At 63.6% G+C, this 13,992-nt stretch carries 12 protein-coding genes; 7 read left to right on the top strand and 5 right to left on the bottom strand.

The genetic code is table 11. The features are described 5' to 3' along the window. Positions 1-483: 483 nt before the first annotated feature. Together EV560_RS25330 and EV560_RS25325 are read left to right on the top strand one after the other, a co-directional pair. Positions 484-942, top strand: a complete 459-nt coding sequence (locus EV560_RS25330; protein WP_131858622.1) for a (2Fe-2S)-binding protein — start codon at positions 484-486, stop codon at positions 940-942. Next, positions 939-3,236 (top strand): xanthine dehydrogenase family protein molybdopterin-binding subunit, encoded by a 2,298-nt coding sequence (locus EV560_RS25325; protein ID WP_131858621.1) that lies wholly within the window; start codon positions 939-941, stop codon positions 3,234-3,236. The genes EV560_RS25330 and EV560_RS25325 overlap by 4 nt, the downstream gene beginning before the upstream one ends. Positions 3,237-3,387: 151 nt before the next feature. Here the strand turns inward: EV560_RS25325 and EV560_RS25320 are convergent, their stop codons facing one another. Beyond that, complete coding sequence (locus tag EV560_RS25320; RefSeq protein ID WP_131858620.1) at positions 3,388-4,080, bottom strand: acyl carrier protein; 693 nt, start codon at positions 4,078-4,080, stop codon at positions 3,388-3,390. 260 nt (positions 4,081-4,340) lie between these two features. On the opposite strand from EV560_RS25320, the gene EV560_RS25315 reads away from it, so the two are divergent. The 4 genes from EV560_RS25315 (at position 4,341) to EV560_RS25300 (ending at position 8,223) form a co-directional block, all read left to right on the top strand. Beyond that, a complete protein-coding gene (locus tag EV560_RS25315; protein ID WP_131858619.1) occupies positions 4,341-5,849 on the top strand; it encodes an arylsulfatase in 1,509 nt (502 codons plus the stop codon). 287 nt (positions 5,850-6,136) lie between these two features. After that, positions 6,137-6,616 carry a YidH family protein gene (locus tag EV560_RS25310; protein WP_248312198.1) on the top strand — a complete coding sequence of 160 codons (480 nt, stop codon included), beginning with the start codon at positions 6,137-6,139 and terminating at the stop codon, positions 6,614-6,616. A gap of 130 nt (positions 6,617-6,746) precedes the next feature. Next, on the top strand, positions 6,747-7,610 hold the full coding sequence (locus tag EV560_RS25305; protein ID WP_282568876.1) for a bile acid:sodium symporter family protein: 864 nt from the start codon (positions 6,747-6,749) through the stop codon (positions 7,608-7,610). A 262-nt stretch (positions 7,611-7,872) separates the two neighbouring features. Continuing rightward, positions 7,873-8,223 (top strand): DUF1622 domain-containing protein, encoded by a 351-nt coding sequence (locus EV560_RS25300; protein WP_131858617.1) that lies wholly within the window; start codon positions 7,873-7,875, stop codon positions 8,221-8,223. 12 nt (positions 8,224-8,235) lie between these two features. Here EV560_RS25300 and EV560_RS25295 read toward each other — a convergent pair whose 3' ends face one another. Together EV560_RS25295 and EV560_RS25290 are read right to left on the bottom strand one after the other, a co-directional pair. Further along, the gene (locus EV560_RS25295; RefSeq protein ID WP_131858616.1) at positions 8,236-9,207 is read right to left on the bottom strand and encodes an alpha/beta fold hydrolase; all 972 of its coding nucleotides are present in this window, start codon (positions 9,205-9,207) and stop codon (positions 8,236-8,238) included. 139 nt (positions 9,208-9,346) lie between these two features. Next, positions 9,347-10,105, bottom strand: coding sequence for an alpha/beta hydrolase (locus tag EV560_RS25290; protein WP_131858615.1), 759 nt, complete (start codon positions 10,103-10,105; stop codon positions 9,347-9,349). A 361-nt stretch (positions 10,106-10,466) separates the two neighbouring features. On the opposite strand from EV560_RS25290, the gene EV560_RS25285 reads away from it, so the two are divergent. Beyond that, positions 10,467-10,772, top strand: coding sequence for a hypothetical protein (locus EV560_RS25285; RefSeq protein ID WP_131858614.1), 306 nt, complete (start codon positions 10,467-10,469; stop codon positions 10,770-10,772). Between the two features lie 106 nt (positions 10,773-10,878). Here the strand turns inward: EV560_RS25285 and EV560_RS25280 are convergent, their stop codons facing one another. Next, positions 10,879-13,410 (bottom strand): GAF domain-containing protein, encoded by a 2,532-nt coding sequence (locus EV560_RS25280; protein WP_131858613.1) that lies wholly within the window; start codon positions 13,408-13,410, stop codon positions 10,879-10,881. Beyond that, the gene (locus tag EV560_RS36120) at positions 13,407-13,955 is read right to left on the bottom strand and encodes a biliverdin-producing heme oxygenase (protein ID WP_207908112.1); all 549 of its coding nucleotides are present in this window, start codon (positions 13,953-13,955) and stop codon (positions 13,407-13,409) included. The genes EV560_RS25280 and EV560_RS36120 overlap by 4 nt, the downstream gene beginning before the upstream one ends. Positions 13,956-13,992: the final 37 nt, after the last annotated feature.

The following is a 13,992-nucleotide window of genomic DNA, read 5'->3' as shown; positions in this document are numbered from 1 at the left end:
GGGAAATGAGCTGCAATCACAAATCGAAGCGTGCCCGATGACTAATCTGTCATCGGTAAATGATACTGTGAGCAGAGCCTCCGGGCGGGCCCGTCAGGCAATCTCCGCTTCGCGCTGATCATCCATGATCGGCCGATTGCGTGCCGGGATCGCTCGCCTCGTCTGCAAACGACCGGCTTGCCCGCCCCGAGGATGGATTCTGGGCTTCCGGCGGAAAACTGCTTGCTGGCACGACGGGCGCAAGCGGAGTATCGTAAACCCTGTGAACGACACGAGCGATGTCGCCGCAAGGATTCATTGTTGGATCGGCGGAGTTTGCCTGGGCTCGGAGTCGGAGCTCACGCTGGATACTCCAAGTCCCGCAGCCTGACGCCTGACATGACGACCGGCCTGGATTGGCGCAGAGGAGCAATCCTCCGCGTGCTGGAGCCGTGTGTCTATTGATCTCTGACCGACCAACTCTGGCAAAGAAGGATGCCGGCGATGGTACAGTTGCTGGTGAACGGCGCCAAATACCAATATGACGGCGACCAGGACATGCCGCTTCTCTGGTATCTCCGCGATGTGCTTGGTCTCACCGGCACCAAGTTCGGCTGCGGCATCGCTGCCTGCGGGGCCTGCACCATTCACCTCGACGGCATCGCCGTGCGCGCTTGCCAGACGCCTGTCTCGGCCGCCGAGGGGCTTCCGGTCACCACCATCGAGGGGCTTTCGCCTGGCGGCGATCATCCGGTGCAGGTCGCATGGCGCACACTCAACGTGTCCCAGTGCGGCTACTGCCAGCCCGGCCAGATCATGCAGGCCGCCGCGCTCCTGAAGGAGAGCCCCAATCCCAGCGATGACGACATCGACACCGCCATGAGCGGCAACCTGTGCCGGTGCGGCACCTATCCCCGGATCCGGGCCGCCATCAAGCAGGCAGCGAGGGGAGGTCGGCCATGACGGCGCATCGGACCGGTCGCTCAGTTCTGACCAATGCGAGCCGGCGCGGCTTTATCGCCGGCGCCTCCGCTGGCGCCTTCGTTCTGGCTGTCGGCCTTCCCAGGTTTGCGAGGGCCCAGGACAAGAAATTCGGCGCCGACGGGATGCCGAATGGCTGGCGGGACGATCCCCGGATCTTCATCGCCATCGACAGCGAGGGCGTCGTGACCGTCACCTGCCACCGCTCCGAGATGGGGCAGGGCGCGCGCACATCGGTCGCGATGGTGGTCGCCGACGAGCTCGATGCCGATTGGGACAAGGTGCGCGTCAGCCAGGCCTGGGCCGACGAGGAGCGCTTCGGCAACCAGGATACCGATGGCTCCCGCAGCCTGCGGCACAACTTCATGCCCTTGCGGCGCGCCGGCGCGGCGGCCCGCACCATGTTGGAAATGGCCGCGGCCCAGCGCTGGAACGTGCCTGTCGCGAGTGTTGTCGCCCTGGATCACGGCGTGCTCCATGCAGCGAGCGGCCAGAGACTCGAATACGGCGAGCTTGCGCAGGCGGCGGCCGGGATGCCGATCCCGGATCCCGCTCAGATCAGGCTCAAGGACCCGCGTGCCTTCCGCTATATCGGCAAGGACAATGTCGGCCTGGTCGATAATTTCGACATCACGACCGGACGCGCGGTCTACGGCATCGATGCCCGCGTCGACGGCATGCTCTACGCCGTGATCGCGCGACCCCCGGTCTTTGGCGGAAAGGTCGCGTCCTATGACGCCGCCGAAGCCGAGAAGGTCCCGGACGTCGTCAAGGTCATCAAGCTCGATGCCCCCGCCATTCCCTCGGAATTCGCTCCGCTCGGCGGCGTGGCGGTCATCGCCCGCAACAGCTGGGCCGCCATTCGCGGGCGCGAGAAGCTGAGGATCAGCTGGGATGACGGCCCCAATGCCGCCTATTCCTCGGACAGCTATCGGGCCGAGCTGACGCAGGCGGTGCGAGCGCCAGGCAAGGTCGTGAGACGCGAGGGCGATGTCGACGGCGCGCTGTCCCGGGCCGATCGGCGCGTCCAGGCCGAATACTATATCCCGCACCTGGCGCAGTCCGCGATGGAGCCGCCCGCGGCGCTGGTTCGCATCGTCGACGGCGCGGCGGAGGCCTGGGCCTGCACGCAGGCGCCCCAGGTCACGCGGGCGCGGCTCGCCAGCAATCTGGGGCTTCCCCTGGAGAAGGTGAAGGTCAACGTCACCCTGCTGGGCGGTGGCTTCGGCCGGAAATCAAAACCGGACTTCGTGATCGAGGCTGGCCTCTGCTCGAAGGCCATGGACGGCGTCCCGGTCAAGCTCGTCTGGACGCGGGAAGACGATCTCCATCACGGCTATTACCACACGGTTTCAGTGCAGCGCCTCGAGGCTGGTCTCGATAGCCAGGGAAAGCCGGTCGCCTGGCTTCATCGCGCCGCCGAACCAACGATAGGTTCGACATTTGCTCCGGACCCGAAGCACGCCTTGCCGTTCGAACTCGGGATGGGTCTCGTCAACTTGCCGTTCGCGATCCCGAATATTCGCGTCGAGAACCCGGAAGCGGCGGCGCATGTGCGCATCGGCTGGTACCGGGCCGTGTCCAATGTTCCCCATGCCTTTGCCGTGCAGTCCTTCGTCGCCGAACTCGCCCACGCGGCCGGACGCGATCCCAGGGACTATCTGCTCGAGATCATCGGGCCCGATCGCCTGATCGATCCGACCGCGCTCGGCGATGTCTGGAACCACGGGGAGGATCCCAGGCTCTATCCGATCGACACAGGCCGCCTGAGGCGCGTCATCGCGGCGGCGGCCGAGGGCATCGGCTGGGGGCGCCCGCTCGACAAGGGCAGGGGCCTCGGCATTGCCGGCCATTACAGCTTCGTCACCTATGTCGCCGCGGCTGTCGAAGTCGAGGTCAACGATCGCGGACGGCTCGCGATCCCGCGCATCGATATCGCCATCGACTGTGGCCCCGTGGTCAATCCCGAGCGGATCCGGTCGCAGATGGAAGGCGCGGCGATCATGGGTGCCGGCCTCGCCAGCTCGGCCGAGATCTCGTTCAAGAACGGGCGCGCCGAGCAGAACAACTTCGATACCTACGAGCTGACACGGATGGACTCGGCGCCGCGGGACATCCGGGTGCACATCATCCGCTCCGACGATTACGCCCGTCCGCTCGGCGGTGTCGGCGAACCCGGCCTGCCGCCTGTCGCGCCCGCCATCGCCAATGCGGTTTTCGCGGCAACCGGAAAGCGCATCAGGCAATTGCCGATCAGGGATCAGCTCAGCGCCTGACCGGCTCGGCCCTTGAAGCGGAGCGGAGGGACAGCCTGCGCTTCGGCGAGTGCCAGGGGCCACATCGGCATGGTCAGCGGGAGCAGATTCAGGGAGGCTGCCCTCGGCGGAGTGAAAGCGACGGTGGCCAAATCAGGAGATCGCTTCGCCTTCAGCGGCGCTCCGTGAAGAACCGTGTTGCGGGACCAACGTCCCCGGTCCGCAGCGAGAAGCCAGAGACCACTGTTACAAGCGCCGTCCAGGCCTCGCCTCGACGGACAGCGCCATTGGCTTTGACAGCCTGTGCGATACTCAAGGCAGACGCCTGTCGTGCGAGATCACCGATCGTGGTGAATTCGCTCCAAGCCCATCGCCCGTATGCGTAGCCAACCCCAATGGCTGAAAGCAGCCCGATCAGCCCCGCTGCAAAGAGGGACCCACCCGACAGGCCCATGACGGAAACCGCACTTCCGGCGGCAATCGCAAAGACAGCGACCAGGGGAGCCATATTCGGAAGCGACGGGTTGGGAAGGTGCAGGCCGGTCTCGCTCGCAAGGTAGTCACGCCAAGCTCGATGGTCGGGCCCGTCGATCATTCTGTCCAAGCGGGTATTTGGCCGAATGCCGAGGCCGGGGTGCCGCGCCCGGATCGCTCGGCGAATAGCTCTGAAGGCCGTTGCGGTGAGACAAGGCAACTGATCGCTGGCATCGACGGTTGGCACTTTTGCGCAGACAAGCGCAAATAAATCGCTGACCGTGAAGCAAGCGCCTGCCTCAGCATCGCTGATCGTGATGCCGAATGCTTCTTCTACCGCCTCGACGATAGAAACATCGTCATCGTCGTCGATCTCCAGTGCGTCGAGCATTGCGACCGCCTCCTGCATGTAAGGTTTTATCTCGCAATGGTTGCCACCTTCAATGCGCACCTGCTTCGCTGCCGGCAGTGACCGGACTGTCGACAGGGTTTTTGGATCGGCGTATTGAGGCTTGCCCCGGTGAGATCGCGGGGCCCGCCCCAACGGCCTTTTCCAGATTGACGGCGGATCATGCAGGTGGTGAAGCCGCAACGACCTTATCCGACAGCCTTGGCTAAATGCACCGTGGTCATCAACATGGGAGCAAGCAAATGGCGACGAAGAAACCGAATATTCTGGTTATGTGGGGCGATGACATCGGTCAGTCGAACCTGAGTTGCTACTCAAAGGGAATGATGGGCTACAAGACGCCCAATATCGACCGCCTCGCAGACGAGGGTATACTCTTCACCGATTCATACGCGGAGCAGAGCTGTACCGCCGGCCGTGCGTCGTTCATCACCGGCCAATGCGGGCTCCGCACGGGGCTCACCAAGGTTGGACTTCCTGGTGCCGAACTCGGGCTCAAAGCCGAGGACATCACCATCGCCGAAGCGCTCAAGCCGCTCGGCTATCGCACGGGTCAGTTCGGCAAGAACCATCTCGGTGACCGTGATGAGCACTTGCCGACAATGCATGGCTTCGACGAATTCTTCGGCAACCTTTACCATCTGAATGCAGAGGAAGAGCCGGAGGAAGTCGATTATCCCAACCCCAAGGACTTCCCCAAATTCAAGAAGAAATACGGTCCACGCGGCGTGCTGCACTGCTGGGCCGACGGCAAGGGGGGCCAGAAGATCGAGAACACCGGGCCCCTGACTAAAAAGCGCATGGAGACCTGCGATGACGAATTCCTTGCGGCGGCCAAGAAGTTCATCAAGGCGGCCCACGACGCTGGCGAACCGTTCTTCGTCTGGTTCAACACTTCGCATATGCATGCCTGGACGCATGTGAAGCCGGAGAGCCGTGGTCAGTCCGGCCGCTGGCAGTCCGAGTATCACGACGTGATGATCGACCACGACAAGTGCATCGGCGAGATGCTCGACTTCCTCGACGAGCTCGGCATCGCCAACAACACCTTCGTCCAGTACAGCACCGATAATGGCCCGCATATGAATACCTGGCCGGACGCGGGCACGACGCCGTTCCGCTCCGAGAAGAACACGAGCTGGGAAGGCGCCTATCGCGTGCCTTGCATGGTTCGCTACCCCGGCAAGATCCCGGCCAGATCGGTGTCCAACGAGATCATCAGCCACCAGGACTGGTTTCCGACCATTCTCGCGGTCGCCGGGGAACCCGACATCGCCGAGAAGCTGAAAAAGGGCCACAAGATCGGCAAGAACACCTACAAGGTGCATCTCGACGGCTACAACCTGCTCCCGCACCTCACCGGCACGGCGAAGGAATGCCCGCGCAAGGGCTTCATCTACTTCACCGACGAGGGCGATGTCGCCGCCCTGCGCTACGACAACTGGAAGATGCTGTTCATGGAGCAGCGGGTCGAACATACGCTGAAGATCTGGCAGGAACCGTTCGTCACGCTCCGCACGCCCTACATCTTCAATCTACGGATGGACCCCTACGAGCGCGCGCAGCAAACGTCGAATACGTTCTACGACTGGATGTTCCGGCACATTTTCCTGCTCGTTCCGGCGCAAGCCATCGTCGCGGAGTTTCTGGAGACGTTCAAGGAGTTCCCGCCGCGACAGAAGGCGGCGAGCTTCAGCCTCGAACAAGTCATCGAGAAGATGACGCACGCCTCGGCGTCTGGCGGGCACTAGAGGGCGCTCCCCATGGAAACCCGCCCGGCAGCAGGCCGGGCGGGCCTTGCAGCCAATGCGGAAAGAGCGCTGCTATTCTATGCCTTATCGCTGACCGCCGGGGGCCGGCGTCAATCGGCTGCTCCGGCGGCCAGGCGCTGGTTGCCCGGAGGTGGCGCCGCCAACGTGAGACATGTCGGCCGCTGTCACTGCGCTGCCCGGCATGCCCGAGCTTTCGATATCGCGACGGGGGCATCCCGGCTTTGCCTGCGTCCTTCGCAGCGTTCGGGCCCGATGGAGCAGAACCGATGAGTGGTCATCCCGATGATATGAGGCCGGTCGTCACGGCACAGTCCAGCGATGGGCAGATTTCCACGGAGCTCGCTGCGCGCCGGACGGGCATGTCGTTCCAGCGAACCCGGATGAGCGCCGACCGGACCCTGATGTCGGTGATCCGCACATCGCTGTCGTTGATCGGCTTCGGCTTCACGATCTTCCAGTTCTTCCAGAAGCTCCGCGAGGCCGGGACGTTGACGACCGGCTCGCCGCGGAATTTCGGCTTGGCTCTGGTCTGCCTGGGGGTCGGCATGCTGGTCGTCGGCATCATCTACCATCTCCAGTTCATGCTGGGCCTCCGGCACGAGCGCGCCGAGATGACCCAGGCAGGCCTGATCCATGGTCGGAGCGTTTTCCCGACGTCGCTGACATTGATCGTCGCCGTGCTCCTCCTGCTCGCCGGCCTGTTAGCGATCATGGGGATGGTGCTGAATATCGGGCCTTTCGCATGAGCGATCGGGTGACCTTTGCAGTATGGTTCCTGGTGCGGGCGCGCTCTGGAGCATTTTCGAGCGAAGTGGCTCCCGGTTCGCGTGAAGACAATGCGCCCAGTCGCCTTGGGCGCATTGCGGGAGGGGAGCCATGACCCTGGCCCAGGCGATACCGATCGTGATCTCGATCAGCATCTTCCTGATGGTCACGACGATCGGCCTGAGCGCCAATGTGCGGGACGCCACCGTTCTCTTGCGCCGGCCCGGGCTCTTGGCTCGTTCGGTCCTGGCGATGAACGTGGTGATGGTCGCCTTCGCCGCGATGATGTGTCTGTGGCTCGATCTGGCATTTGCGACCAAGGTCGCGATCCTGGCGATCGCGGTCTCGCCGGTCCCGCCCATCATGCCACGGAAGCAACTGAAGGCCGGTGGCGACGGGTCCTATGCCATCGGGCTGCTCGTGGCGGAGATCTTGCTGGCGATCGTACTGGTGCCGCTATCGATCGAACTGATCGGAAAGCTCTTTCGCGTCGAGGCTCACGCCCCGGTTGCCAGGGTGCTTACCATCGTCCTGATCTCGGTCATGGCGCCGCTTCTTCTCGGCATGCTGGTCCGCCGTCTCGCTCCGGACATGGCCGGAAGAATTGCGCGCCCACTGTCGTTGGCTGCCACCCTCCTTCTGGCCTCCGCGGTGCTTCCCATCCTGTTCACCACGTCCGGAGCGATCTGGAGCCTCCTCGGCCAAGGTGGCCTCAGGGTGCTTCTGGCTTTTTCACTGCTCGGGCTTGCGGTGGGGCATCTCCTCGGTGGCCCTGATGCGAAGGACCGGCCGGTTCTGGCTTTGGCCGCCAGCGCGCGCCATCCCGGAATGGCGCTGGCAATCGCGACATTCAACTTTCCGGAGCAGAAGCCGGAGATCATGGCCGTGATCGTCTGCCATCTCATCATCAGCATCGTCGCCGCGGCCGGCTACATCGCGCTTGTCAGGCGCAGCCGCAGAATGCAGGCCGGCTAAAGCATTTTCGAGCGAAGTGGGTACCGGTTCGCGTGAAGACAATGCGTCACTACAAAGAGATCGAGCATTTTCGAGCGAAGTGGGCACCGGTTCGCGTGAAGACAATGCGCCAATACAAAGGGTCAGAGTATTTTCGAGCGAAGTGGCTACCGGTTCGCGTGGAGACAATGCTCGAGGCAAGTAGATCGAGAATTTTCGCGTTTCGGAGACGCGCGAAAATGCTCTCGTTGGACGATCGATCTCGCATCGGAGGCATGCCGGGATGGAAGAGTGGCTGATCTATCTGACGCGCCAGGCGGTGCTGCTCATCAAGGGCTTTGCCCTGATCGTCGTCGTTTTCGGGGCCGTGCAGGCCTTCGCTGTCGCGGCCAGATTGTTCTTCTATCCGAACGACACGGTTTTCAGGCCGGTCTGGCTTCGGTTTGGGCGCTGGCTGGTCGCGGGCCTTACCTTCCAACTTGCCGCCGACATCATCGAAACAGCGATTACGCCGAGTTGGGAAGATATCGGCCGATTGGCGGCGATCGCAGTCATTCGGACGTTCCTCAATATCTTCCTCGAGCGGGATCTGAGCGAGCTGCGCGAGCGAGGTGAGGGGGCGGACACCGCCTGACGCCCCCCTCGATCACCGCGGCGCCACCTTCCGATCCAGAAAGCCGCGGATCAGCGGCGCCATTTCGGCCAGACGGTCCTCGAGAGCGAAATGGCCGCTGTCGAGGAGATGGAATTCCGCGTCCGGTAGGTCGCGCAGATAGGGGTGCGCTCCTTCGGCGGGAAAGATCTTGTCGTTCTTCCCCCAAACGATGATCGTCGGCGGCTTGCGCTCTCTGAAGAACTGCTGGAATTGCGGGTATAGCGGTACGTTGGTGCGATAGTCGTAGAAGAGGTCGAGCTGGATCTCTTTGTTGCCCGGGCGATCGAGCAGCGCCTGGTCATGGACCCAGTTGTCCGGGCTGATGCGCGAGAGATCGCCCATCCCGTCGGTGTACTGAAACTTCGTCGTCTCGAGCGAGACCAGCCCCGACAGTGCCTGGCGGCGTCCCGGCGTGTTTTCCGACCAATAGGCCTTGATCGGATCCCAGAACTCCCGGAGCCCTTCTTCATAGGCGTTGCCGTTCTGCACGATCAGCGCGCTGACACGCTCTGGGTGCTTGATGGCGAGGCGGTAGCCGACCGGGGCACCGTAATCCATGAGGTACAGTGCGTAGCGCTTCGCACCCAGGCGCTGCATGAGCGTGTCGACCATGTCGGCGAAGTGCCCGAACGAATAGGTGAACTGTGTGTGGTCGGGTGCGTCGCTCTGGCCGAAGCCGGGGTAGTCGGGCGCGATGACACGGTATCTGTCCGCCAGAAGCGGGATCAGGTTACGGAACATGTGCGACGAGGTCGGAAAACCGTGCAGAAGCAATACGACAGGACCCTCGGCAGGGCCCGCCTCGCGATAGAAGAGCTTCACACCGTCGATCGTCTCGAACCGGTAGTGCACCGTGACGGGCGCCTGCGGTAACCTCGCCGTGACCACATCCGCGGAGGCGGGCTTCGGCTGAACAGACGCCAGGCTGAGTGTGAGCATCACGGCAACGAGCAGTCTCCTCATACCGACCCCCAATTGATTGAGCTTGTCAGGAGGGCCTCATGGGAACGCCCAATGAACCCTGCGGGCGCGGCCGTGGCCTCTTCCACCCCGGAGCGCCGGCCGGATGGCAGGGCGGCGCGATGGAGGGCGCCGCGCCCGGTCAGTTCGTTGCGCCGGCGGCGCTCGCGATGAACTTGGCCACATCCTGCGGATGCGACAGCATCACCGCATGGCTGCTGCCGATCTCGACGACCTTGGCGCCGGCACGCGCCGCCATCGAGCGCTGTTGGCTAGGAGGAACCATGTGGTCATTCGTCGTGACCATGAAGTAGGTCGGCTTTTGCTTCCATGCCGGGACGGTGATCTTGGTCTCGACCGCGCCCAGCCCCCACGGCACCTGCGAGGCCGCCATGAACCGGGTTTTCTTTTCATCGACATCAGCCGCGAACGCGGCGGGAAACTTGGCCTGATCGACCAGTAGGAAGCCGTCGGCCGGGGGCAACAGCGGTGCCTGGTCCTCGCCGGGCGTAGGCTTGGTGGCGAGCTCGAATACCGATTCCCCGGCCTCCGGGGCGAAGGCCGCGATATAGACGAGGCTTTTCACCTTCGGCATGTCGCCCGCCTCGGTGATGACCGCGCCACCATAGGAATGGCCGACCAGCACCACTGGCTTAGCGGTGCGGGCGATGACCTGCCGGGTCGATTCCACGTCACCTTTGAGAGTGACGGTCGGGTTCTGCACGGCAAGCACCTCGTACCCGTCGGCCGTCAGGATGTCATAGACCGCCTGCCAGCCCGAGGCGTCCACGAAGGCACCGTGGACCAGGACGATGGAAACCGGCTTAGCGCCTGAAGTCTGAGCCGGCGCAGGGGAGGCGATGGCCATTGCGATGAGCACTCCTATGATCGTGGTCTTCATCATCGTCTCTCCAGCGCTGTGGCTGTCGCGCGTCGCCGCCCGACGACACGGTGGGGTCAAAGCAGGGGCCGTGCACGGCGCCGGTCGCGTCAGAGCCAGCAGCGCGAGTGTTCCCTGCTCGTGGTTTTCTCGGACGCTTTGCGTTGAGTGGTAGCGGGGTCTTGTCTAATCGTTCAGGCTCAGATTGCTCGTTAAGCCTTGTAAAATCCGGTAAGTGGGCCGGACGCGACGCGCTGACAGGAGCGACAACAAGGGCTCTTGCCACCTGGAGCATTTTCGAGCGAAGTGGACAGCGGTTCGCATGAAAAAGCGCGTTACTACAAAGAGATAGGGAATTTTCGCGATTCGAGGAAACGCGGAATTGCTCTGCTATTCCTGTCCAGGCGAGGCGATGGCTACCCAAACCGACAATATCGATCCGCCGTCCCGGTTTCCGGGCGTCCTCAACTCTCAGGAGCTGCTCGTCGCCGAGGCGGTCCATGCCAGGGCCTGGCATGCGCTGCAAAGCGGGGTTGATATCGATCTCGAGAACACGGCCGAAGCCAGGGATCGGCTCGGCCGGATCGTGGTGCAGCTCATGCTCGGACGTAACGCTTCGACCGCGGAGCTCGCCAGCGCGGCTATTTCCCTTTTCAGGGACGAACAGCCGAAGCGGTCCCCGGCCTAAAGCATTTCCGCGTTTCTCCGAAGCGCGAAAATGCTCTATCTATTTGTTCTGACGCATTTTCTTCACGCGAACCGGTACCAACTTCGCTCGAAAATGCTCCGGAGCACTACTCCCGCAGCGCCCTGCCGATAGCGGCATCGAGCGAGGCCAGGTTATAGGGTTTGCGCAATGTCACGGCGTCCTGCAGGTTCAGGACCGCGAGATCGTCGTAGCCCGTGGCGAAGATGAACGGAACCGCGGACTCGCGCAGGCGATCGCTGATCGGCTCCGATGTCTTGGAACCGAGATTGACGTCGAGAACCGCCAGATCGGGCATGACCTGATCAAGTCGCGTCATCGCTTCCGGCACGGAAGAACAGATATCGACCTGTTCGGCCCCGAGCTGGAACAGCATGTCCTCGCAATCCAGGGCGATGACGAACTGGTCCTCCACCAGCAGCACGCGCTTGCCTGCGAGCGGCCGGCTGCCACCGGAGGCGGGCAGGGGCGGGGCGCTGCGCTGCTCGGCCACCGGGCTCTCCCAACGCACGAATTTCGCGGGGATGCGCAGGAGAGCCGTGACGCCATCCGGATCGAACGCGAGCTCGCTGCTTCCTCCAAGATCGAACGGGATGCTGCGGTCGATCAGAATGCTGCCGAAACCCTGGCGCGACGGCGGTGCGACGGAAGGACCTCCGCTCTCCCGCCACGCGATCTCGCAATCCCCGTTGTCTTTCGCTGCCCAGCGGATGGTCAGCTTCCCCGTCTTGACCGCCAGGGCGCCGTATTTCGCGGCATTGGTCATGAGTTCGTGAATGACGAGTGCAACGACCGAGAAGGCGCGCGCGTCGAGGGCGACCGGGGCGCCTTCGATCGTGACGGACCCTTCGCTCGTCCGATAGGGCGAGGATTCCGCCAGGATCAGATCGAGCAGCAGGCCGCCGCCGCTGGCGAGCATCGCCTGGTCATGGGCCACGGCGAGAGCTTCGATGCGCCCCTTCAGCGAGGCGACATAGGCCGTGATCGTCTCGCCACCCGCAAGCGGATGCGCGACGATCGACTTGATCAGGGAGAGGATGTTCTTGACGCGGTGATTGAGCTCCTGATTGAGCATTTTCTGGCGGACATCCGCCCTGTGCCGCTCGTCCGCCAAGAGCTCGCTCTGCCGCAGCACCACCTCGATCAGCGTCCGCCGTGCCGATTCGGCCAATTCGCGTTCGACGGCGCTCCACGGCTTCGAGTGCCCTGCGACGGTCTCCTTCCAGACCGCGAAGCTCTGCCGCGGTGTCAGCCGGTCCCCGTGCGGGCCGGTCGAATAGGTCTTGTTGGGATCACCGCCCCACTCGATCGTGTGCACCAGCTCCTGGCGGAAGAAGAAGAGATAGTCCCGCGGTATCTGCGAGAGCGGAATGATGAGCAGGCCGGCGAATTGCCGGGCATAGGCCCCGGCCGAGGGCAGCACCTCGCTGAGCGATGTCGTGGCCCAGATCCGCCCCTCGCAGACTTGCGTGGCGAATGCGGCCAGTTCCTCGGCGAAAGCGGCCGGTGGCGCATGGCCTTCCGCGCGCCATTGCCCGCGGACCCAGACCCCGACGCCGTCGCTTTCCACGAGATCGCGGAACTCGGCGAGGTGATGTCCGAGGAAGTCCGAGGCATCGGTCACATAGGATGCCGAGGTCAGCATGCCGTTGAGAAAGCTGCGCGCCCGCTCGGCGGCGACGAGCAGCTGCTTCTGCGTCAGCGCCCCAAGTTGCAGCGCGAAGAACTCGCCGAAGATTTCCGCGGCGATGCGGCGGTTCATCGACAGCGACCGCGGGCTGTAGTGATGGCAGGCGATCAGCCCCCAAAGCTCGCCCTCGACGATGATCGACACCGACATCGAGGCGGACACGCCCATATTGCGCAGGTACTCGCAATGGATCGGCGAAACGCTGCGCAAATGCGCATAGGACAGATCGAGCGGCTCGCCGGCACTGTCGAGCACGGGCATGATCGGGAAACGCTCGCCGCTCGAATCCGAGACCACGCGAATGGGATTGAGCAGATAGAGCTGCCGCGCCTGCTGCGGGATGTCGCTCGCCGGAAAATGCTGGCCGAGAAAGCTCTCGAGATCGGGCCGCTTGGCCTCGCTGACCACCTTGCCCGAACCGTCGGCGGCGAACTGGTAGATCATCACCCGATCATATTGCAGGACCGCCCGCAGCAGCCGTGCGGCGTTCTTGATCAACTGCGTCGGGCTCGTGACGCTGGCCAGCCGGCCGACGAGCGTGCGTGCGAATTCGAGGGGCGAGCTCGGCCCTTCCGGGCGGGCCTGCTCGAACTCGATGATCGCATTGCCCTTGTGGGAATGAATCGAGATATCGAATTCGCGGTCCAGTCCGGCGATGTGATAGCGCGGCAGCAGCCCGGCCCGGGAGGGCGCGCCCGAACGCGCCAGCGCGTTGCGCATGTCGTGAACGACAGGGCCGCCAAGCACCTCTTCCAGCTTGCGTCCGATCAGCTCGAATTCCTTGAGCCCGAGGAAGTCGCTCGCATTGGCGGAGTGCCGTCGAATGGTCACCGCCTCGGCATCGCAGACGATCAGGCAGCCATGCGGCTGAATGCTGCCAGGCACATGGATCGGCTCGCGATCGCAATTCGTGAGGTCAACGGTCGTCATGCGGCAGGAAGCTTTTCCGAGGAGAAGGCCTGGATCGCGTGGGAGAAAACCTGTCTGGCCGAATCCGCTGCCCTGTTCCAGTCAGCGCGGCCGAGGCTCTCCAGGCAGGCGAGGAAATCGCGCCAGGTCTCGGGGGAGGCCGACTGGGCCGAAAGATATCGGGCGCCACGATCCGCTTCGAATCCCAATCGCAAGGCATCCCTGACCAGCACGCGCGCTCCCAAGGCGGAGCCTTCGAGAACATAGGATGCCCCCAGCACCGAGGCGATGTCATTTGACAGGGAGAACGGCATCGCTCGGGGCCTGTGCACACCAAGCTCGGCGAGATCCAGCTCCAGAACCGAAGCCAGCTCCCGGGGCCGCCATCCCAAGGGCAAGCTGACGCAGGTTTCGCGCAGGGCGGCCTCGACCGCGGCGCGATGCCGGTAGGTTCCCGCCAGGAACCGCCCGTAATCGGACGGGCTGGCAAGAGGGCCGATGAGGTCGTCCAGGTCTCGATGAAGTTCGTTCGTCTCCGCCCGCAGGAAGCTTCGTAACGGTGTCATTCCATCCCTTGTCTGCTGCTTTTCAACCGAAGCCCGG

The sequence above is a fragment of the Allobosea sp. BK604 genome, assembly GCF_004341515.1.
In the GTDB taxonomy this organism is placed as follows: Bacteria; Pseudomonadota; Alphaproteobacteria; order Rhizobiales; family Beijerinckiaceae; genus Allobosea.
Note: the sequence above shows the minus strand (reverse complement) of the source record. Positions and strands in the feature narration are given on the sequence as shown.